The sequence below is a fragment of the Lacinutrix mariniflava genome, assembly GCF_001418015.1.
Classification (GTDB): domain Bacteria; phylum Bacteroidota; class Bacteroidia; order Flavobacteriales; family Flavobacteriaceae; genus Lacinutrix; species Lacinutrix mariniflava.
Window position 1 is genome coordinate 350312 of sequence record NZ_LIQG01000020.1, and the last position, 20852, is coordinate 371163.

Genomic DNA, 20852 nt, shown 5'->3' on the forward strand with positions numbered 1-20852 from the left:
TGTTATGATATTAACGGAAGTTTTATCGTGAAAGCACTTCCTTTTCCTTTTTCACTCGTTACTGATATATGACCACTGTGATCTTCTACAATTCTTTTTACATAAGATAAGCCTAAACCATGACCTTTTACGTTATGTATATTACCTGTGTGTTCTCTATAAAATTTTTCAAAAACACGCTTTACAGCAGCTTTACTCATTCCGCTACCCTCATCTTTAATAGTCACCAAAATATTATTTCCAACATTTACTGATTCGACAGTAATTTTTGGAGCATCTGGAGAATATTTGATAGCATTATCTAAAATATTTACTAAAACATTTATAAAATGCGTTTCATTAGCTAGTACAGATGATTTAGTTGCCTTTAGTTCTGTTTCTATATGACCTTGTCTATCTTCCACAATTAACTCGACGTGAGAGATTGCGTCTTCTACTAAGTCGTGTAAACTAACACCTTCCTTACTAATGTTTAACTCGTTTTTTTCAAGTTTAGATATTCTAAGTACATTTTCTACTTGCGCATGCATACGTTTATTTTCTTCTCGTATCATTTGCAAATAGCGTTTTACTTTCTCTTTATCATTAATTATTTTAGGATTCTTAATAGAATCTAAAGCCAGATTTATGGTTGCAATTGGAGTTTTAAACTCATGCGTCATATTATTAATAAAATCTGTTTTAATTTCGGCAATCTGACGTTGCTTTATAATCTGTGATAATGCCGTTACAAAGGCTATTAGTATTATGGATGTAAATAAAATAGATAAGCCTAACATACCTATTACAGAAGACCATATAAACCTATTTCTATCTGGAAAATTAACTAGCAAGCGATAATTATAATTACCATTATCCTCAGTAAAAATGGGAAATCCCATTGTTCCTTGGTTTTCTAACTCAAAATTATCTGTTTGTACTTTTGTTGCTAAATCATTACTATAAATAGCAAATTCGTAATCAATATCGATATCAAACTGCATTAATTTAAGACTGAGTAATCTCTCTATTTTTTCTTTTGATATTCGTTGGTGTATTGGTGTTCTATAAGCGAAATTTCTGTAATATGGTTCAAACAGAATTTTTTCTGTTTTCCCATATTCTATAAACGTTTCATTGATCTTTACTTTACCATCAATTTCACTTGTTTTATAGACTTTCGTTTCGTTTTCACTAATAACCTTTTTTATACTTATAGTATCTAAACCTATGTCAAAGAGCGCCGGAGATAGTTTATAATTCTCTTCTAATATTCCATTTCTATAAACTAATGTTTCATTTTTAGCTTGATCTTCCTGTTTAATATAAAGGTTAATAATGGCCGTTGTATCTTTAATAACATCAATATCTTGCGCCATCAATTTCCTTAAACTATTAACATGATCTCTATATTCTTCTGTTTCTACATTTTTAGTAACTTGTATTAAGGCCTGTTTAACGTTAAAGTTAAAATTATCCTCTTTGCTACTAATAGAATTAGAAATATAATAGGCTTGCACAAAAATTATTCCTATAAGAGATAGACTCATTAGGGTAGCTAGTACAAAAAACACTTTTTTACTCATCCATTCAAAATTAATATTTTAACATTTAGTAAGCCTTGCTTTTAACCTTACATTAACAAAAATGTTAAAATTTAAAATTTACGCACTTCTTTTAAGAGTTTTGTGTGAGTATTTAACACCTCTTTTTTAGTAGTTTCGAGGTTAGTATTTACAATTACAAAGTCTGAAAGTTTAACTTTCTCCTCATCTTCCCATTGGTTAGCAATAATGGCTTTCACCTTATCTACGCTAGCATTATCGCGCTTTAATACACGTTCAATACGCGTTTTTTCTGGTGCTGTAACTGTAATAATATAATCGTAGTTTTTATAACTTCCGTTTTCAAAAAGAATAGCTGCCTCTTTAATAACATAAGGCGCCTTTTGTTTGTTTTTCCATTTTATAAAATGCTTTCCAACTTTAGGATGTACAATGGCATTCATTTTTTCTAAAAGCGCTTTATCATTAAAAATGGCTTTTGCTAAGTATGGCCTATTTAATTTGTTGTCTTTGTAAGCAACTTCTCCAAAAAGTGCAATTAGTTTTCGTTTAATAACTTTAGACGTGTTCATTAACCTTTTAGCTTCATCATCTGCTATATAAATAGGTATTCCTAAAGCTTCGAAGGCTTTTGCAACAGTAGTTTTTCCACTACCTATTCCGCCTGTAAGTCCAACTGTTATCATTCTGAAATTATATATTCTATTTTTTGTTCGTGTAAACGTGATGTTTTAATCGCTTTTGGAGCCCTTATTAACTTTGGTGATAGATAAGTTGATTTACTATTATGTTCTTTAAAGTCGCACACAACTTCAAAGTCGTTTATATCAATAGTATTATAACTTTCTAGGCTTGTGTAATATGATAAATTAATAGTCTTAGGAAAATAATTAACATTTATATTCTTTGGAATATTGATAATGTTTACGGGTAAACTAAGAGTACCTTCAGTAAACTTCTCTGCCTTAACCTGGACATTAACCGTTTTTGTTTTTACGGTAATTTGAGACTCTAAATTCTCTAATTTTAATGCCAGTTGGCTACTAAACGGTTTATTTACATCGTTCTTGTTTAATACTTCTGTTTCTATCACATCAATTTTAGAAAGTAGAGATTCTGGCCCAATTATTTTTACCGAGTCTGGTACGGCAACTATAGTATTTAAAACATTATAACCAGGACTGTAACTAATGTTTAAATTTGGTCTTACTGGTATTGTTTTTACTGCATTAATATCGACTTTAAACAAAAGTGTATCTGGATTAATTGTCTTTACAACAATGTCTTTATTAAACTGACCGTTAATTCCTGCATAACCTCTAGACAAAGACCATACGTAAAGAGAATCGATTTTTTTAATTTCATTTTTAAAATCGATAACTACAGAAGGTGTCTTAGTATAATATTGCATCCATTCGAAACCATCTGCCGTCATTGTAAAATTTAATACGTTAGACGAATCGTTAAGCACAATCATTTCGTCTGGAATATTATCTAACGTAACATTAAATTTTACTGTGCTTGTATAGCTTGCAGAAAGTCTTGCCAACACCAAAATAAAAAAAGCTAGTATAAAAAAGATAAGGAAGACATTAAGCTTCCTGCTTTTTACAAAGTTTTTTAATTTACTAGTGACTACAGACATTATTTAGATTTAAAAAATAATTTTGGAAATTGCTGTTCTGGATTTCGATTTAAAATACCTATAAAAAAAGTAGATTTAAAAAAACCGATGCCATAACCAAAAAACTGAATTGTTATTGCTATTAAGGATTGAAACGTTACAACTATATTTTTTGTTTGAAATAAAGCTATAATAAACGCCAAGATATAATAACCTAATATAAGATATAAAGGTAGTAATACATTAATAAAAGTTAGTAAAACTGAAAGCATAACACCAAAAACAAATACCGAAGGAAACCAATAGGTGATTTTTTTTGTCTCTGGATGCCATTTATTAAGAATAGGACGTACCATTCCAAATTTATTGACTTGCGTATAAAATTTAGACCACGAAATTCTACGTTTATGGTATACATAAGCCGTTTGAAAAAATGCTGTTTCAAAACCTAAATTCCATAAACGAATAGACAAATCTGGATCCTCTCCTGGATGAATACGCCCAAAGCCTTGAGTGGCTTCGAAAGCTTTTTTAGATAAACCCATGTTAAAACTCCTAGGCTGAAATTTATCGACACTATTTTTATTACCTCTTATACCTCCTGTTGTAATAAACGAAGTCATACTAAAATTAATAGCCTTTTGTAAATTTGAGAATGAAGCATGTGCTGCATCTGGGCCTCCAAAACAATCGACGTAATTACTATTTAAAGTCTTTTTAACTTCTTTTAGATATTGATTAGGTAGAATACAATCACTATCTAAAATAATAAAATAATTGCCTTTTGCCTTTTGCATGCCAAAATTTCTAGAATCTCCTGGTCCAGAATTTTCTTTAAAGTAATAAGCAATATTTAATTGTGAAGCATAATTTTTTACTACTAGCTCTGATGAGTCTGTAGAACCATCTTCTACAATAACAATCTCAAATTCTGTTGTATCTTCTAGTTTTGCAAAACTTTGCAAAAGCTCCTCTATTTCGTTAGGACGGTTATAAACAGGTATAATAAATGAAAATGATAATTGCATAATACAAATGTAAAGTAATACAATAAAAAAAGCCACTCAAAAATGAGTGGCTTTTAAAATATTTATGTTGTACTAAATTTAGTAAAACACTATATAAGCGATTATTAGTTTTTAATAATTCTTACAGTTTCTACACTTGTTCCAACTGTTACTTGTACAAAGTAAGCTCCAGATTGTAATTTAGCCATATCAACACTGTTAGATACTGCATTTGGTGCAGTTCTAATAACTTCTTGACCTAACATGTTAAATACTGCAACATTAGTAATCGCTTGTTGAGCGTTTAATGTTAACGTATTATTTACTGGGTTTGGATAATAAGAGAATAAAGACTTAGTATCGAAATCTGTAGTAGATAAAGAACCTTCGTTTAAAGTAATTTCTACTGGTCCAGCAACTTTCGCTAAGCCTGAATTATAAACTCTAACTAAATAAGTTGTACCATCTACTAACACTGGTGTATTTTCTCCAGTTGCCAAACAAGCTATTTCACTAACTGTTGCACAATCTCCTGAATAAACTACCACGTGATCTGCATCTGTTGTAAAACTAGCACCACTTGCAGCCATTGCTGTTGTTGCAGTAAATGAGTACCAGATATCTTGATCTCCACCATCTGTTCCACAAGTTCCAGCAGCAACGCCAGAATCTGTAGCATTAGTTGTATTACCATTTGCAAGAACGGCAACCATTAAAGTCTCAGCACCTGCACATTCGTCGTTTGCTGGAGGAGGAGTAACATCAACAGCAACATTATCTAAATGTAAATAAAATTGATCTGCATCAGAATATACTTGGAAACCAAAATGGTAAACTCCTGTTGTAGCAGGTGTAAATGTGTTAGTTGCATTATTTGCAGTTGTTCCAGGAACATCTGGATAATCAGCTAAAATAGTAGTCATATCAGCAGAAGTATTACCAGTACCATAAGCTACCTTAAGTTTTTCTGTAAACCCAGCCTTACCATAATCGTAAGATAAATCGTAAGATTGTCCTGCAGTTAAATTAATACCTTGAGTAATGTACCAGCTATTAGCAGCCTCTGTACCATCCCAACTGTATCTTAAATGATTAGGTGTAAACCCATATGCTGTAACCGCTACAACTTCCCATTGATTAGCACTAGAACCTTCATTAGTAATAGTACCACATGGGCTATCAAAAGTTTCAATAAAAGGAACTTCTTCTGGAGTAGATGTATCACATGCTGTAGTAAAAGATACTGGACCTTGAACAGCAGTTGCTGTGCCACCACAGTTACCTGTTACAAAAGTATCGTAAGCAGTACTAGCATCTAAACCTGTTGCAGCTTCCATAGTTCCTGTTGCTGCTGCGTTAGTGTAAACTGGCGTATTAGAGCCTGCAGCACTTTCGCCATCTGCATAAATTTCTACTAGAAAAGAAGTATTTCCTGTTCCAGAAGTCCAAGTAACATCTGTTCCTGTTGATGTTGTATTTGCTACTGCAACACCACTAGCATCTGTACAAGACGCTGTAGTAGAAAAAGCAACTTCTTCCCAAGTACTAAAATCTCCACTACCACAATTAGCACGTACATAAAATATGTAATCTGTAGATTCTAATAAAGTAGTTGTAGAATATGTGTTAGCAGCAATTGCTGTTCCGGCTGTTGGAGCAGGATCTGTATCTAATAATAAAGCATATTCCCAAGCCGTTTCTGCTGTTACATTAACTGAAGCCCAGTTAAACTCTGCATTTGTATCTGTAACGTTAGTTGCAGTTAAACTAGTAACTGGTTGACAACTTGGAGGAGAACTTAAACAAAATGTAATATCACCAAGGTCATTATTACTCCAATCGTATAGACGTAATAAGTAAGTATCACCAGCGGTTAAGCCTGTAACAGTATTAGTACCTCCTGCCGTACCTCCAGATGTACCAGAATATTCTTCAACTAAAGATCCGCAAGCCATTGATTGGTTATAGACTGCAAATATGGTAGTAGAAAATGCAGATGTTGCAACTTCTAAGGTAACCTCTGTACTCGTTACTGGAACAGTAAACTCATACCAAATATCTCCACCAGCATAATTACCATAAATTGGAGCTACTTCTCCAGAATCTGTTGCGACAACATTAGTACCTGTAACAGATGTTCCACACATTCCAACACCTACAGTAACCATTTCTGGTGTTGAACACAAATCATTTGCTGGTGCTGTAAAAGTTGTAAAACTATATTCAGTACAACCTGTTGCGTTACCAATGGCATTATAAGGTACTATATTTACATAATACATTGTACTTTGTGCTAAAGCACCAAGTGCATACGTTGTAACATTACCAACATCTGTAGTTGTTAAAACTTCAGATCCTCCCATTGTAGTTCCAACTTTTAAATTATAACCTGTTAACTGTCCTGTAGCTGCACTCCAAGATAAATCTCCAGAAACTGACGCATCAACAGATCCATCTACTGGACTAGATAATGCTGCATTACAATTAGGTGGCGAGGTTGTTACTAAGCCGTTAAATATAATACTTGGTGCAAATGATACTGTGCCAGTAGCATCTTCTGGATTTGCAGGATCTGAATTAGTACTATCATTTATATAATAGATACTTCTAGCCTCGGGTGTAGATGTATTCCAAAAATCATCTACGGAATTATCATAACTTGCCATATTCTCATCAAATGCGATAACAAGGTTATCTGTTCCATTATAAACAAATGGAGTATTTAATGTTAACGTTACCCATCCTGCTCCTGCAGAGACATCTATACCTCCTGTGTAAGATGCAGTAAGGCCAGAAACTGGTTCCCAATCTGTATTACTAGCAAATGCTGTTTTGGTTGTGTGCCCAATATAAATTGTTATATCTTGACTGTCATCTAAACTAGATGTTCCACTAAAGTAATACTGCAAGCCTGTAATAGTACCTGAAGTATTAATATCTGTAGCTGTATAAATAGTCTGACTATATGTGTAGCCATAAAAAGGATCGAATGGCAATCCTTGAGTCTCATTAGTTCCTTCTCCAACTTGAATTTGAGAAAAACTTAACAGACAAAAAAACATCATAAAAAGCGAAAACGTAATTTTTTTCATATTTGGTTATTTTAGGTAATAATTAGTAAGTATTAAATATTTTACTAAAAATATTAATAATAATGACCGTTTTCACCCAAATAACCGACAAATCGTTTACGTGTAACTTTACACCGCCAAAAGGTTAACACTTTGTTAATTCCATGTGTAAAACCCTAAGTATAAAGCAAAAAAAAACCATACATAAAAATATGTATGCTTTTAAATTTTATTAAATAGTAAGTACTTAGAACTTATTCCTTTAATTTCTCTCCTTCTACAAAAGCTTCCATTACAGCATCACTAACGCCCATGTTACTAAAACCACCATCATTGTAAAGGTTTTGTAGTGTTACACGTCTGGTTAAATCGCTAAATAAAGTTACGGTGTAATTTGCACAATCCATTGCTGTTGCGTTTCCTAATGGCGACATTTTTTCGGCATAAGCAATAAACCCATCGAAACCTTTTACACCACTTCCTGCAGTCGTAGGAGTTGGAGATTGCGAAATAGTGTTAACTCTTACTTTTTTATCTCTACCAAAGAAATAACCAAAACTTCGTGCTACACTCTCTAAATAGGCTTTATTGTCTGCCATATCGTTATAATCCGGAAAAACACGTTGTGCTGCCATATAGGTTAAAGCGACTATACTTCCCCACTCATTCATTGCATCTTTCTTATATAAAGTCTGCATTACTTTATGAAAAGACATTGCAGAGACATCTGTTCCTTTTTGCGTCCAAGCATAATTTTGATCTGTATAAGATTTTCCTTTTCTTACGTTAATAGACATACCAATAGAGTGTAAAACAAAATCAATTTTTCCTCCAAGAATCTCCATAGATTTTTCTACAAGATTTTGAATATCTTCCTCGCTAGTTGCATCTGCAGGAATAATTTGAGAACCTGTAATTTTTGCTAACTCATCTATTTGTCCCATTCTCATTGCAACTGGTGCATTGGTTAGTACAAATGTTCCGCCTTCTTCGTGAACGCGCACTGCTGTTTTCCAAGCTATAGAATTCTCGTCTAATGCTCCAAATATAATTCCTTTTTTTCCTTTTAGTAAATTGTATGACATGCTGTTATTTGTTTAACCTTTTAGTTATTAGTTGTGTTAACTTAGCTTAAGATAATTTTAGTTGTAAGTGCCTCTAAATTAATATAAGCTTCTAAATTTTAGCTTATACAAATATATAAATCAAATATTAATTCAATAATTCTTTAGCATGGGCTAGTGCAGAGTCAGAAACTTCAATTCCTCCAAGCATTTGAGCTATTTCTACTATGCGTTCGTCGTGACTAAGCTTTACAAGGTTGGTTGTTGTTACCTCGTTTACATCTTTTTTATACACTTTAAAATGCGTGTGTCCTTTGGCTGCAATTTGTGGTAAATGCGTGATACTAAACACTTGCATTGTTGTACTCATACTAGCCATAATATCTGCCATTTTGTTAGATATTTCTCCAGAAACTCCGGTATCTATTTCATCGAACATAATAGTTGGCAACTTTATGTATTGCGTAAGGATAGATTTTATGGCTAACATAATTCGGGATAATTCTCCACCAGAAGCGGCCTTTTTTAAAGGTTTAAAATCGCCTCCTTTATTTGCTGAAAACAGAAATTCTAAATCTTCTTTTCCGTTAGCATAATAAGTATCCGTAATTGTTAACTCTATATTAAACTGAGCGTTTGGCATTCCTAATTGCACCAAAATCGCTTCTAATTTCTTTTTTAAAGACGGTATTGCTTTCTTTCTTTTATTATGAATCACTAAAGCAACAGCATCTAAATCTTGTTTTACTTTTAAAATTTCGACTTTCTTTTTATCGATATCTGCTTCTACATTTTCTGTCGCTGAAACTTTGTCTGAAAGCTCCATATCTATAGTAATTAATTCTTCAATTGAATTGACTACATGCTTTTGAAACAGATTATTTATAGTAACTAATCTACTATTTACTTCTGCCAATCTATTTGGATCTGCCTCTAAGTCGTCTTGAAAGCTCTCCAACTCGCTAAATACATCGTCAAGTTCTATTAAACTGCTATTTGCACGCGTATAAAGATCTTCGTATTTATTTGAAAATCCTGATAATTGTTTCAGCGTATTTTTTAATTCTGTTACATTGGCCAAAATACCACTCTGTTCTTCACTTAACAACTGGTTTGAAGCTGTCAACTTTTCTTGAATAGCATCAATGTTACTTAATGTTTCTAGTTCCTCTTCTAATGTTTCTAGCTCTCCTGCTTTTAATTTAGCTTGGGTTAATTCATTTAACAAAAAAGAATTATAATCGTGTTCTTTTATTGCTTCGGTTTGAAAAGTAACAAGCTTATCTAGCTCTTTATTTAACTTTTTATAATCTCCTCTTTTTAATGTATATTTTTGAATATCGGATTCCGTATTCGCTAAAGCATCTATAACTTGAAATTGAAAAGCATCGTCTACCAACTGAAGCGTTTCATGTTGCGAATGAATATCGATTAATCGTGCCCCTAAAAGCTGTAAACTCGATAATTTAACAGGAGAATCGTTTATAAAAGCTCTAGATTTTCCGCTTGGCAGAATTTCTCGTCTAATGATAGTTTGTGGTTCGAAATCTAAATCTTCAGATTTAAAAAGGCTTTCTAATTTATAATTTGTGATATCAAAATTAGCTTCAATAATACACTTGGTTTCTTTATTGCGAAGACTACTTAAGTCTGCTCGCTTACCCAAAATTAGAGATAAACCTCCTAAAAGAATGGATTTACCAGCTCCTGTCTCTCCAGTTATTATAGTAAACCCATTATTAAAATCAACTTGTAAATGGTCGATTAACGCGTAGTTTTTAATGGATAACGAAGTTAGCATGGCAGTGTTTGGTGTTTATTACTTAGTATTAAGCACTTAGTGCAATAAGTAGTTTTGTATTAACTAAAATAAATTCTAATTAATACTTAATATTTCTCCATTTACTGGCATGCGTTGGTGCTACTCTATTTAATAAATCTACTAAACTAGTAATATCAACATTTGGACCAGCAGAAAAAATTTGCTCAATCTCTTCTGCCTTAGCGTCAAAAAACACACGAGCTAGATAAGAGTTTGGACGGTTTGCATTCATTTTTTGAAAGTAAGCAAGTGCTAAAGCTATTTCGTTTTTAGCATCTGTATCGTTTGTACTCATAATATCCATACCCTTTCTATGGTAATTATACATTACAGTTCTAAAATTGCTAAACGTAGGCGATAAAATATTATCGATAAGAGCAAACTTACTTTGCAATCCATCTTCTAATTTCCAACCTTTATAATTTTCTTGTTGAGAGTAATTTACAATGCGCTGTGCTTGTTTAAAATACGTATTACCACCTTCTTTAGAAAAAGATTCTGCATCTAAACCTAAAACCATATTTATATGGAATGCTAGTACAGAAATAAGATTAGATTCGTACTGATTATCGTTATACGTTAAATTTTGAAATTCTAAATACTGAAAAGCAAAGTCCTTATCATTTATATTATAAATAGGCGTTGTGTAAGTAGAACCAAATACTGGTCTTGAGGATTGTACCTGAACTGAACCATTAAAATTTTCACCATCCTGTCCTGTAACATTAATTACAATGTTACAATCTATACGCTCTTGAGGTTTAAATTTTCTTTTAGTCCACTGCGTTTTATTTACAAACTCAGTTAATTGTTTTTCTAACGTTTTGAAAACCTGAAGATTCTCGTTACCTGTTAGTTGCGCATTTACTACTACATTACAATTAAGCTCTTGAGAGAAACCAAAACTTGTTGCAAAAAGGACTAAAATTATAAGTAGATTACGCATTTAATTTTTGTGTTATAACACTTAATATATCTATTGCTACTTCTGCTTTAGATTTTAATTGATAAGCGTTTATGTTATTTTTATTATCAATAATGGTCACTTTATTAGTGTCTGTTTTAAAACCAGCACCTTTATCTCTTAACGAATTTAAAACAATTAAGTCTAAATTCTTCTTTTTTAGTTTGCCTTTTGCATATTCCAATTCGTTATCTGTTTCTAATGCAAAACCTACTAAAAGTTGCTTTGTTTTTATAGCGCCTAGAGACGCTAAAATATCTTTAGTTTTCTCTAACTCTAATGTTAACGTCTCGCCTTTCTTTTTTATTTTACTTGTAGAAATTTCTTTTGGCCTGTAGTCTGCAACAGCCGCAGAAAGTATAGCAACATCTACAGTATTAAAATACTCATGAGCTGCATTGTACATGTCTTCGGCACTAATAACCGGTATAACTTGTATTAAACTATGCGTTACTTTTTGATGTGTTGGACCTGTAATTAAAACAACCTCAGCACCCAAATTAGCTGAAGCTTTTGCTATTTCGAAACCCATTTTACCACTAGAATGATTACCTATAAATCGCACAGGGTCTAGCGCCTCGTATGTTGGACCAGCTGTTATAAGTATTGTCTTGCCTTTTAAAGGTAGGTTTTTTAAAATGTCTGCTTCCATAAAAGTAACGATATCTTTTGGTTCTGCAAGACGCCCTTGTCCTACTAGACCACTTGCTAATTCACCAGAGGTAGCAGGAATCATAATATTCCCAAAACTTTCTAGTTTAGCAAAAGTATTTTTTGTTGATGGATGAATGTACATATCTAAATCCATCGCTGGTGCAAAATACACAGGACATTTAGCAGATAAATAAGTTGCAAGCAACAAATTATCGCAAGTGCCATTTGCCATTTTAGACAAGGTATTTGCTGTGGCTGGTGCAACTAAAAAATAGTCTGCCCATAAACCTAATTCAACATGATTGTTCCATTCTGCATTTTCATCGTCCTCATTGTAGAATGAAGAATGCACTGGATTTTTAGATAGTGTGGAAAGCGTAAGAGGTGTTACAAAGTCTTTAGAAGCAGGTGTCATTACAACTTTTACGTTGGCACCTGCTTTTATAAACACTCTTACTAATGTGGCTGTTTTGTAAGCAGCAATACCAGCACTAATGCCTAAAAGTATATTTTTGCCGCTTAAAATAGACATAGTAATTAGTCTTGGTTTTCTTCTTCTGTACTTCTATGGTAAACTTTACCATCTAACCATTCTTTTACTGCTAAAGCGTGTGGCTTAGGTAGTTTTTCGTAGAATTTAGAAACTTCAATTTGCTCTTTGTTTTCAAAGATTTCTTCTAAAGAATCGTTATAAGTTGCAAATTCTTCCAACTTTTCGATTAATTCTTTTTTAATTTCAGAATTAATTTGCTCAGCTCTTTTTGCAATTATTGAGATTGCTTCGTAGATGTTTTCTGTTGGTGCATCAACTTTATTTCTGTCGTAAGTTGTTGTACTTAAAGGAGCATCGATTTTTTTTAAATCCATAGTTGTTATATTAACTTTTTGTATTGTACTTTTCTAATTGTTTTAAAGCATCTTCATACTTTACTGTCGCTTCTTCTAAAAATTCTGAAGTAGCATATCCTCTTTTAAAAGAATTATAATTTGTTATTGTAGCTTCTAAACGGGCTTTCTTTTTATATTCAATACTTTTAGTTGCCAATTTATAAGCCGAATCGAATTTAAGATATAAAGCCTCCTCACGAAGAGAGGATCCAGGGAAATCGATAATAAAATTATCTACTGAAGAAATTGACGCCTTAAAATCTGAGATTCTATTATACTGTTTAGCTGTTTCGAATGCTTTTTTCTCTAGCTTAAAACTTAATACTTTTACTAAAGCATTTATTTCTGAAGCATTTGTAGATTCTGGGTATACATTAATATATTCCTGTAATTTTTCTAATGCCTTATAAGTATCTTCTTGGTCTTTAGAATAAACAGGAGATAATTGATAGTAACTTTTAGCCGCTTTAAAAAGCGCTTCTTCTTTTTTAGAACTTTTTGGATACGCAGAAATAAAACGTTCGTAATGATAACCTGCAACATAAAAATCTTCCATTTGATATGAGGCATCTGCATTTAAATACATTAACCTTTCTGCTTGAGGTTTCCCTCTATACTGAGGAATAGCTTGCTCGAATAAACGATTAGCTTTTGAAAACTTCCCAGCATCATAAAGTGTTTCTCCTACTTTATATTTTGTTGCAGCATCTTCAGACTTTAACGCCTTTTGATACTCGTTACAAGAAGTAAATGTTAAGACTAATAATAGTAAATAAAATATGTTTTTCATCAGGTCTTTTTAATGTTTTTTCATCTGTTTTTATGGAATTCGCTAAAGCTTCTTCTATAGATTTTTAAACAAGATGCAAAAATACGCTATTAATATGGATTTTAAAAATATAATTTCACTGCTAAAATAAGAGATGAAATTAAGCTACCACACGCTTTAAGTATTATTTAACGATTGTAACTTATTTATTAAAATTTGATAAGTAGTTTTTAATTTTCTGTTTTAATTCATCAGTTGCAACCACAAGCGGTAAACGCACAGTGTCATTACATAAATCTAAGGCTTGTAAAACAGCTTTAATTCCTGCTGGATTGTTTTCAGAAAAAATAAGACTTGTTACCTCCATTAATGAAAAATGAAGCTTATAAGCTTCCTTTGCTTCTCCTGCTCTACCAAGCGCTATCATTTTAGAAAATGCTTTTGGTAAAGCTTGTCCGATTACAGAAATTACACCATCTCCTCCTGCTAAGGCAATACTTAATGCTAAATCGTCGTCTCCAGAAATAACTCCAAAATGGTCTGGTTTATCTTTTAGCAACTGTAAATATTGTGCTACATTATTTCCTGCTTCTTTTACGGCCACAATGTTCGCAAAATCATTTGCCAACCTTAACGTTGTTTCTGGCGACATATTAGAAGCTGTTCTTCCTGGAACATTATACAAAATTATTGGCACCGGACAAACATTAGAAATCGCTTTAAAGTGCTCATAAATCCCTTCCTGTGTTGGTTTACTATAATAAGGAGAAACAGATAATATTCCTGCAAATTCAGTAAAACTTGTAGTCTCTATTTCTTTTATAACTTCTGCTGTATTATTCCCACCTACACCTAAAACTAAAGGCAATTTACCTTTGTTAGCCTTACTAATTGTTGCGATAATATCTTGCTTCTCTTGCTTAGTAATAGTTACACTCTCTCCCGTGGTACCACTAATTACTATATAGTCTGTACCATTATTAATATTGAATTCTACAATATTAGCTAACGCTTCATGATCGATAGCACCATTAGTCTTAAATGGCGTTACTATGGCGATTCCTGTTCCTAAAAAAGGGTTTTTCATTGTATCTATATTTTATTTAGAATATTGAGATATTTTTTTAATTCTGAAGTAAATGTTTTAAAATCGTTTATTTCAGTTTTAATAATTAAGTCATTTATACGTTCGTCTGTTTCCAGTATCCCGACTTTAAACTTAGATTTAGATGCAACCGTTAATAATTTTAACGGTGTTGTATCATTTTTATAATAGCTAATTAAGACATCGAACTCTACATTTAAAAATTGTTTTAATGTCGCTTCCTTAATATTACCTTTCCAACCTAAATGTTTTAATGTATATGTAGGACTAAAAACTTTTTCTTCTTTATCTACTTGAGACTTAAAAGCAATTACTTCAACATTTGTTTTATTTATATTTAATCCTTCTGCTAAAGTATTAAAAACAGGAACATTAGTTAATTCTTCAGCATTAAAAAGAACTCCAATACGTTTAACTTTAGAATTCGATTGCGAAACAACTCTATTTCTTAACTGAAAATTAATATAGTTTTTATTAGATTTTTCTTTAAATCCTTTTAAAATCATTTATATTTATGCTTTGTACAAAAGTAGGAAAATCAACCAAATGTTTTCTAAAAAATTCTAAGTATTACACATGAAAAATTACCACTTATTAATTTCAGCTTGCTTTCTTGTTAGCATATCCTCTTGTAAGCAAGAGCCACTTGTGCTTTCTAAGATTGAAGGTAAACAAATAGGCATAAAAGACAGCCTTGAAGTAGACCAAGATTTTGATGCTATAATAGCACCATATAGAGATAGATTGGAAGCAGATATGCATGCCGTATTATCTTACGCTCCAGAAACTTATAATAAATCGGATGGTCACTTAAATACTGCTATTGGAAACTTAATGGCAGATGTAGTTTTAAAAGAAGGCGATAATGTATTTAACAAAAGAACTAATAAACATATTGATGCCGTTTTACTAAATTATGGAGGTATTCGTTCTATAATCTCTAAAGGAGATATTACTACAGAAACCGCTTTTCAAGTCATGCCTTTTGAAAATAGCATCGTTGTGATTGCATTAAAAGGCCAGCAGATAGATAGTATGATGCAGTATTTAAGCCATGCAAAAAGAGCACATCCAGTTCAAGGAATAACGCTAACTTTAGATAAGGATTTTAATATCTCTGAGGCTTTAATTAACGGAAAACCTATTATTAGTGATAAAACCTATTATGTAGCTACTAATGATTACTTATATGATGGTGGAGATGGTATGCGTTTTTTTAAACCAAATGATTCTGTTTACCATCTGGATTACAAAATTAGAAATGCTATGATTGATTACTTTAAAAAAGTAGATACCATAAACCCGAAGATTGATAATCGCTTTACCCAAACAAAATAATACATACTAAATGAAACGTAGAACATTTATACAACAATCGTCGGCAGCGACAGCCTTAGTTACTCTTGGCGGATTTGGGTTTCAGTCGTGTAACGCAACTGTAAAAACTAAAAAATAACGATACTACATACTAATGATGTACACAGCCACATCGATGCTTTTGGACCAGATGATGCTAGAAATGCAAACCAAGGTGGTGTTGCAAGACGTGCGACTTTAGTTGAAGCTATTAGAAACGAGAACCCAAACACCTTATTACTTGATGCAGGTGATATTTTTCAAGGCACACCATATTTTAACTATTATGGAGGAGAACTGGAGTTTAAACTTATGTCGAAAATGAAATACGATGCTGCCACTATTGGTAATCACGATTTCGATAACGGTATTGACGGCCTTTATGCACAATTACCACATGCAAGTTTTCAATTTTTATCTGCCAATTACGATTTTAAAAACACCGTAATGGATACACACGTAAAACCTTACCATGTGTTTGTTAAAGATGGTTTAAAAATTGGTGTATTTGGAGTAGGAATTAAACTTGATGGCCTAGTTAATAAAGGCATGTATAAAGAAACCGATTATCTTGACCCAATAGAAATTGCTACAGATATGTCTCGAATTCTTAAGGAAGAAGAACAATGCGATCTAATAATATGTTTATCTCATTTAGGCTACCACTACTCTAATAATCCAGACAAAGTTTGCGATCTTACACTTGCGAAAAGCACTAAAAATATAGACTTAATAATTGGCGGACATACACATACTTTTTTACCAAAGCCTACTGTTGCACAAAATAGTGAAGGCAAAAACGTATTGGTAAACCAAGTAGGTTGTTATGGTATTAATTTAGGTAAAATTGATTTTTATTTTGATGCTGAAAAGAACAAAACCGCAGATGGCACTTCTATAATCGTGTAATATAAAATGATTTATCGCGACCAAACTAGTAGTAACAACTTTCAATAATCAAAACACAGTTTATGAAAACCAAAATACTATTAGGATTACGCATTATTATAGCCCTTATTTTAATACAAACACTACGTTTTAAATTTACGGCACATCCTGACAGTGTTTATATATTTGAACAGGTTGGCTTGGAACCTTTTGGCCGTATTGGCATTGGCATACTAGAACTTATTGCTGGCATCTTACTACTAATACCTAAAACTGTGTGGGCTGGTGCTAGCATTACGCTTGGTGTAATTGGTGGCGCCATTTTTATGCACTTAACAAAATTAGGAATAGACGTAAATGGAGATGGTGGCGTTTTATTTTTTACAGCGCTTGTAACATTTATACTATCAAGTATTGTGCTTTATTTCTATAGAAAGGAGATTCCGTTTTTAAAATAAAACTTTATAAAAGGTATTAATTTTTGAAACTATATACACATATATAAGATAAAAGCCCACTATTAAAAGTATAGAATAGGTAACACTTAAAATATATTCTGAAGAGACATATATATACGCTACTTGCACCATTTCTGAAAATACAATACATACACTAGCTAAAAAAAGAGTCAATCCCTTTTTAGAATCATGGTATAAATAATTTATTAAAGAAAAAGAAAGCACCAATAATATACATATATTGTAGGTACATTCTATAAGAAACTCGAAGGTATAAACGGTTATAGTATCATCTGCCAAAATCATTTGATTTAATACAAAAATCAAATAGAAATTAAAGACGGTAAGCACAATAATGGGTATTTTAAACTTTGTAAAAAGTCTTTCCACCTTAATACTTTGAGCCATATAAATTAGTAAGCTTATATACCCTAAAATATAAGCAATATTACTCACGTTCGCCAGTAGCGGAGTATCTAAGTACAATACGACCTTTACTCCTTCCGCAAAAGCACAAAAAATTAAGAATAGAGCAAAAAATTTACTTGTAATTTTAGATTCTGTAAAAAATAAATAAACAAAAAAAGGAAGAATAAAAGCTCTAGACAAATTGGCCATTGTTTCTAAGTCTAATAACACGCCAACCAAGAACAAACAAGCAATAACGATAAGCAAACCAGTTACTAACCGTAACTTAGTAATTTTCATTATAATAAATTTAGGTGCACAAATATAAATCAAATTCACTAATAATCGTCTAAATATGCATTTAATCGATTAAGAGCACACTAAAAATGAGTCATTCGGAAAAAACAAAACTAAGCTTTACGCTCCTTTTTGATGCTCACCTCTAAGAATGTATGAAAGAACAACACAAACATTCCACTAACAAATAATACAGACGACGCATAACTTATTCTAATATCGTCTACAAGATAATAGTAGCCTATTAGTACTAACTCTGAGAATGCTATTAACACACAAGCAGTAAATAATAAAAGGTTCTTATTATCTGAGTTTTGTAAATAGTTTAAAAAAGAAAAAGACAAAACAGTAATTAGCATTAAACTGTAAAGAAACTCTACAAACTGGACAACTTCAATAAAATTAGATTCAAAATTTATCGGGTTTATAATATCAATTAAAACATAAACCATATACATCGCTAGAATAAGTAAGACGATAAAATCTAATCTATATTTTTTTAAGACTAGCTTAAAACTTAAGCCTTTAGTTATATGAAGTACTAAAAAAAGATAAGCCATTGTATAGGAAAAATTACAGACGTAATAAGACCAGCTTGATTCTGCATTAAAATCCAAAATATTAATAACATCTCCTATTGTATAAAGCACAAAGAAGAATGCTAAATATAGTTGTCTATTCTTGCCTATAATGAAATACAAAAAAGTAATTAAAGGTACTACAGACAACTCTAATGTAGAAGATAGCAATTCTAAATCAAAATAATCTAAAGCAATGATCGCTGAAAAAATAGCGACAGCAGCAAAAATAAAAACAATGGGTCTAGGCATTAAAAAGCGAGGGATTAACAACCTCCCAAAATAACAACTTCAAAATTTAGTAAACAAATTTTTGCAATAATAAGTAGGAAATTAACTTCAAATGCTATGTGTTAATATTTCTTATAGCATCTCTAAAAACTCAGTCTCAGAAAGCAAAGGCACATTTAACTTCTCGGCTTTTTCCTTTTTACTTGGACCCATTTTATCTCCTGCAACTACAAAATCTGTTTTAGATGAAATAGAACTTACATTCTTTCCACCATTATCTTCTATTAACTTTTTAAGCTCTGTTCTTGAAACTTGCGTAAATACTCCTGAAACTACAAACGATTTACCCTCAAGTTTATTAGTTTGATTCGCCAATTTTTCAGCAGAAATCTCTAACTGAACACCACAATCTTTTAAACGCTGAATAGCATTTACATTGGCTTCCGAAGCAAAAAAAGCAACCACACTTTCGGCTATTCTAATACCTATTTCGTCTACTTTTTCTAAATCTTCTATTGATGCACTTGCCAAAGCATCTATACTTTTATAATGCTTAGCTAATTTTTTAGCAACTGTTTCTCCAACAAAACGAATACCAATACCAAAGAGCACACGCTCGAAAGGGATTTGTTTTGAAGCCTCAATACCATTTACTAAATTATCTGCACTTTTTTCTGCCATACGCTCCAAAGGCATCACTTGCTCTTTGGTAAGCGTATACAAATCGGCATAATTAGAAATCAAGCCTTCAGTTACTAAAAGCGCAACTGTTTCACCTCCCAAACCTTCAATATCCATAGCCTTTCTAGAAATATAATGCTGAATACGCCCAACAACCTGAGGTTTACAGCCGTTATAATTCGGACAAAAATGTTTTGCCTCTCCTTCCAAACGCACTAAAGGTGTTTGGCATTCTGGACATTCGGTAATGTATTGTGTTGGCTGAGAATTTAATGGCCTTTCAGATAAATCTACAGCTATTATTTTAGGAATAATCTCGCCTCCTTTTTCTACAAAAACAGTATCGTTTATTCTAATATCTAATTTTTCAATCTGGTCTGCATTATGTAACGACGCACGTTTAACAATAGTTCCCGCTAATTCTACAGGTTCCAAATTAGCTACCGGAGTAATAGCTCCTGTTCGTCCTACTTGATAGGTAATTTCTTTTAATACCGTAGATACCTGCTCTGCCTTAAACTTGTAAGCCATTGCCCAACGCGGCGCTTTAGAGGTGTAACCTAATTCTTCTTGCTGGTATAAATTATTCACCTTTACCACTACTCCATCTGTTTCGTAAGGTAAATTATGTCTTTCTTTATCCCAATGGTTTATAAATTTGAAGACCTCATCTATAGAATGACACAACTGTGCTTCATTTGGTACTTTAAACCCCATTTGTCTGGCCTTATCTAAGCTTTCAAATTGATTTTGAACACCTAAATTCTCACCTGTTAAATTATAAAGCAAGCACTCTAAAGGTCTTTTTGCAACCTCAGCACTATCTTGAAGCTTTAAACTTCCCGACGCTGTGTTTCTTGGGTTTTTATAAGGTTCCTCGTCATTAGCAACGCGCTCTTCATTCATTTTAATAAAACCATCAAAAGGCAAAACAATTTCGCCACGAATATCAAATTTTGCAGGATAATCGCCTTTTAACTGTAAAGGAACGGACTTAATAGTTTTAATATTTGCAGTGACTTCATCTCCTTGAAAACCATCTCCACGAGTTACTGCTCTTAACAAATTACCGTTTTCGTAAGTTAAGCTTATTGATGCACCATCGTATTTTAATTCGCAAGTATAACTAACACCTCCATCAACCATCTTTTTTACTCTAGTTTCCCAGTCTTGTAAATCTTCCAGAGAATAAGAGTTATCTAAAGAATACATTCTATGATTATGCACAATGGTGTTAAAATTCTTAGTCACTTCTCCTCCAACACGTAAGGTTGGTGAATTTGCATCGTAAAACTCTGGATGCGCTTCTTCTAGAGCTTGAAGCTCTTTTAATTTTATATCGAAATCGTAATCGCTAATCGTTGCATTATCTAAAACGTAGTAATTATGATTGTGTGTTCTTAATTCAACACGAAGTGATTGTATTTTTTCTTGTATATTCAT

General features: G+C 32.3%; 18 protein-coding genes and 1 pseudogene. 3 read left to right on the top strand and 16 right to left on the bottom strand.

Translation table 11 applies throughout. The annotated features are described in order from the left end of the window. Positions 1-2 precede the first annotated feature (2 nt). The 13 genes from ASC44_RS04910 to ASC44_RS04970 all read right to left on the bottom strand — a co-directional run bounded on the left by ASC44_RS04910 (position 3) and on the right by ASC44_RS04970 (position 15018). Positions 3-1529: a sensor histidine kinase gene (locus tag ASC44_RS04910; protein WP_241491404.1), complete on the bottom strand. Its 1527-nt coding sequence runs from the start codon at positions 1527-1529 to the stop codon at positions 3-5. A 107-nt stretch (positions 1530-1636) separates the two neighbouring features. After that, positions 1637-2230, bottom strand: a complete 594-nt coding sequence (coaE, locus tag ASC44_RS04915) for a dephospho-CoA kinase (RefSeq protein WP_055446506.1) — start codon at positions 2228-2230, stop codon at positions 1637-1639. Then, on the bottom strand, positions 2227-3189 hold the full coding sequence (locus tag ASC44_RS04920) for a CdaR family protein (protein WP_055446507.1): 963 nt from the start codon (positions 3187-3189) through the stop codon (positions 2227-2229). Before ASC44_RS04920 ends, coaE begins: the two co-directional genes overlap by 4 nt. Further along, a complete protein-coding gene (locus ASC44_RS04925) occupies positions 3189-4196 on the bottom strand; it encodes a glycosyltransferase family 2 protein (RefSeq protein ID WP_055446508.1) in 1008 nt (335 codons plus the stop codon). Before ASC44_RS04925 ends, ASC44_RS04920 begins: the two co-directional genes overlap by 1 nt. A gap of 104 nt (positions 4197-4300) precedes the next feature. Continuing rightward, positions 4301-7267 carry a T9SS type A sorting domain-containing protein gene (locus tag ASC44_RS04930; protein ID WP_055446509.1) on the bottom strand — a complete coding sequence of 989 codons (2967 nt, stop codon included), beginning with the start codon at positions 7265-7267 and terminating at the stop codon, positions 4301-4303. A 233-nt stretch (positions 7268-7500) separates the two neighbouring features. Beyond that, positions 7501-8331, bottom strand: a complete 831-nt coding sequence (locus tag ASC44_RS04935) for an enoyl-ACP reductase FabI (protein WP_055446510.1) — start codon at positions 8329-8331, stop codon at positions 7501-7503. A 127-nt stretch (positions 8332-8458) separates the two neighbouring features. Next, complete coding sequence (gene recN / locus ASC44_RS04940) at positions 8459-10111, bottom strand: DNA repair protein RecN (RefSeq protein ID WP_055446511.1); 1653 nt, start codon at positions 10109-10111, stop codon at positions 8459-8461. 79 nt (positions 10112-10190) lie between these two features. Further along, positions 10191-11078 (bottom strand): type IX secretion system protein PorD, encoded by an 888-nt coding sequence (porD, locus tag ASC44_RS04945; protein WP_055446512.1) that lies wholly within the window; start codon positions 11076-11078, stop codon positions 10191-10193. Then, the gene (gene coaBC, locus ASC44_RS04950) at positions 11071-12282 is read right to left on the bottom strand and encodes a bifunctional phosphopantothenoylcysteine decarboxylase/phosphopantothenate--cysteine ligase CoaBC (RefSeq protein ID WP_055446513.1); all 1212 of its coding nucleotides are present in this window, start codon (positions 12280-12282) and stop codon (positions 11071-11073) included. The genes porD and coaBC overlap by 8 nt, the downstream gene beginning before the upstream one ends. 5 nt (positions 12283-12287) lie before the next feature. Continuing rightward, the gene (locus ASC44_RS04955; protein ID WP_055446514.1) at positions 12288-12617 is read right to left on the bottom strand and encodes a DNA-directed RNA polymerase subunit omega; all 330 of its coding nucleotides are present in this window, start codon (positions 12615-12617) and stop codon (positions 12288-12290) included. A gap of 10 nt (positions 12618-12627) precedes the next feature. Continuing rightward, a complete protein-coding gene (locus ASC44_RS04960) occupies positions 12628-13428 on the bottom strand; it encodes an outer membrane protein assembly factor BamD (RefSeq protein ID WP_055446515.1) in 801 nt (266 codons plus the stop codon). Between the two features lie 181 nt (positions 13429-13609). Then, positions 13610-14494: a 4-hydroxy-tetrahydrodipicolinate synthase gene (gene dapA, locus ASC44_RS04965; protein ID WP_055446516.1), complete on the bottom strand. Its 885-nt coding sequence runs from the start codon at positions 14492-14494 to the stop codon at positions 13610-13612. Positions 14495-14499: 5 nt separating this feature from the next. Then, positions 14500-15018, bottom strand: a complete 519-nt coding sequence (locus ASC44_RS04970) for a DUF6913 domain-containing protein (protein WP_055446517.1) — start codon at positions 15016-15018, stop codon at positions 14500-14502. Positions 15019-15088: 70 nt separating this feature from the next. Between ASC44_RS04970 and ASC44_RS04975 the strand changes: the two genes are divergently transcribed. From ASC44_RS04975 to ASC44_RS04985, 3 genes and pseudogenes are all read left to right on the top strand, one after another. Next, positions 15089-15850, top strand: a complete 762-nt coding sequence (locus tag ASC44_RS04975; RefSeq protein WP_055446518.1) for a 5'-nucleotidase C-terminal domain-containing protein — start codon at positions 15089-15091, stop codon at positions 15848-15850. A 10-nt stretch (positions 15851-15860) separates the two neighbouring features. Continuing rightward, positions 15861-16777: pseudogene (locus ASC44_RS04980) on the top strand (bifunctional metallophosphatase/5'-nucleotidase). Between the two features lie 62 nt (positions 16778-16839). Continuing rightward, positions 16840-17214 carry a DoxX family membrane protein gene (locus ASC44_RS04985; RefSeq protein ID WP_055446519.1) on the top strand — a complete coding sequence of 125 codons (375 nt, stop codon included), beginning with the start codon at positions 16840-16842 and terminating at the stop codon, positions 17212-17214. On the opposite strand, the gene ASC44_RS04990 is transcribed toward ASC44_RS04985, so the two are convergent. The 3 genes from ASC44_RS04990 to ligA form a co-directional block, all read right to left on the bottom strand. Next, on the bottom strand, positions 17206-17922 hold the full coding sequence (locus ASC44_RS04990; protein WP_055446520.1) for a hypothetical protein: 717 nt from the start codon (positions 17920-17922) through the stop codon (positions 17206-17208). The two genes, ASC44_RS04985 and ASC44_RS04990, sit on opposite strands and share 9 nt — an antisense overlap. Positions 17923-18032: 110 nt before the next feature. Further along, complete coding sequence (locus ASC44_RS04995; protein ID WP_055446521.1) at positions 18033-18749, bottom strand: hypothetical protein; 717 nt, start codon at positions 18747-18749, stop codon at positions 18033-18035. Between the two features lie 111 nt (positions 18750-18860). Continuing rightward, a complete protein-coding gene (gene ligA / locus ASC44_RS05000) occupies positions 18861-20852 on the bottom strand; it encodes an NAD-dependent DNA ligase LigA (protein WP_055446522.1) in 1992 nt (663 codons plus the stop codon).

What these genes read in the sequence shown, in the direction of transcription:
- ASC44_RS04910 (WP_241491404.1), bottom strand. Translation starts at nt 1,529, where the DNA reads ATGAGTCTATCTCTTATAGGAATAATTTTTGTGCAAGCCTATTATATT.
- coaE (WP_055446506.1), bottom strand. Translation starts at nt 2,230, where the DNA reads ATGATAACAGTTGGACTTACAGGCGGAATAGGTAGTGGAAAAACTACT.
- ASC44_RS04920 (WP_055446507.1), bottom strand. Translation starts at nt 3,189, where the DNA reads ATGTCTGTAGTCACTAGTAAATTAAAAAACTTTGTAAAAAGCAGGAAG.
- ASC44_RS04925 (WP_055446508.1), bottom strand. Translation starts at nt 4,196, where the DNA reads ATGCAATTATCATTTTCATTTATTATACCTGTTTATAACCGTCCTAAC.
- ASC44_RS04930 (WP_055446509.1), bottom strand. Translation starts at nt 7,267, where the DNA reads ATGAAAAAAATTACGTTTTCGCTTTTTATGATGTTTTTTTGTCTGTTA.
- ASC44_RS04935 (WP_055446510.1), bottom strand. Translation starts at nt 8,331, where the DNA reads ATGTCATACAATTTACTAAAAGGAAAAAAAGGAATTATATTTGGAGCA.
- recN (WP_055446511.1), bottom strand. Translation starts at nt 10,111, where the DNA reads ATGCTAACTTCGTTATCCATTAAAAACTACGCGTTAATCGACCATTTA.
- porD (WP_055446512.1), bottom strand. Translation starts at nt 11,078, where the DNA reads ATGCGTAATCTACTTATAATTTTAGTCCTTTTTGCAACAAGTTTTGGT.
- coaBC (WP_055446513.1), bottom strand. Translation starts at nt 12,282, where the DNA reads ATGTCTATTTTAAGCGGCAAAAATATACTTTTAGGCATTAGTGCTGGT.
- ASC44_RS04955 (WP_055446514.1), bottom strand. Translation starts at nt 12,617, where the DNA reads ATGGATTTAAAAAAAATCGATGCTCCTTTAAGTACAACAACTTACGAC.
- ASC44_RS04960 (WP_055446515.1), bottom strand. Translation starts at nt 13,428, where the DNA reads ATGAAAAACATATTTTATTTACTATTATTAGTCTTAACATTTACTTCT.
- dapA (WP_055446516.1), bottom strand. Translation starts at nt 14,494, where the DNA reads ATGAAAAACCCTTTTTTAGGAACAGGAATCGCCATAGTAACGCCATTT.
- ASC44_RS04970 (WP_055446517.1), bottom strand. Translation starts at nt 15,018, where the DNA reads ATGATTTTAAAAGGATTTAAAGAAAAATCTAATAAAAACTATATTAAT.
- ASC44_RS04975 (WP_055446518.1), top strand. Translation starts at nt 15,089, where the DNA reads ATGAAAAATTACCACTTATTAATTTCAGCTTGCTTTCTTGTTAGCATA.
- ASC44_RS04985 (WP_055446519.1), top strand. Translation starts at nt 16,840, where the DNA reads ATGAAAACCAAAATACTATTAGGATTACGCATTATTATAGCCCTTATT.
- ASC44_RS04990 (WP_055446520.1), bottom strand. Translation starts at nt 17,922, where the DNA reads ATGAAAATTACTAAGTTACGGTTAGTAACTGGTTTGCTTATCGTTATT.
- ASC44_RS04995 (WP_055446521.1), bottom strand. Translation starts at nt 18,749, where the DNA reads ATGCCTAGACCCATTGTTTTTATTTTTGCTGCTGTCGCTATTTTTTCA.
- ligA (WP_055446522.1), bottom strand. Translation starts at nt 20,852, where the DNA reads ATGAATATACAAGAAAAAATACAATCACTTCGTGTTGAATTAAGAACA.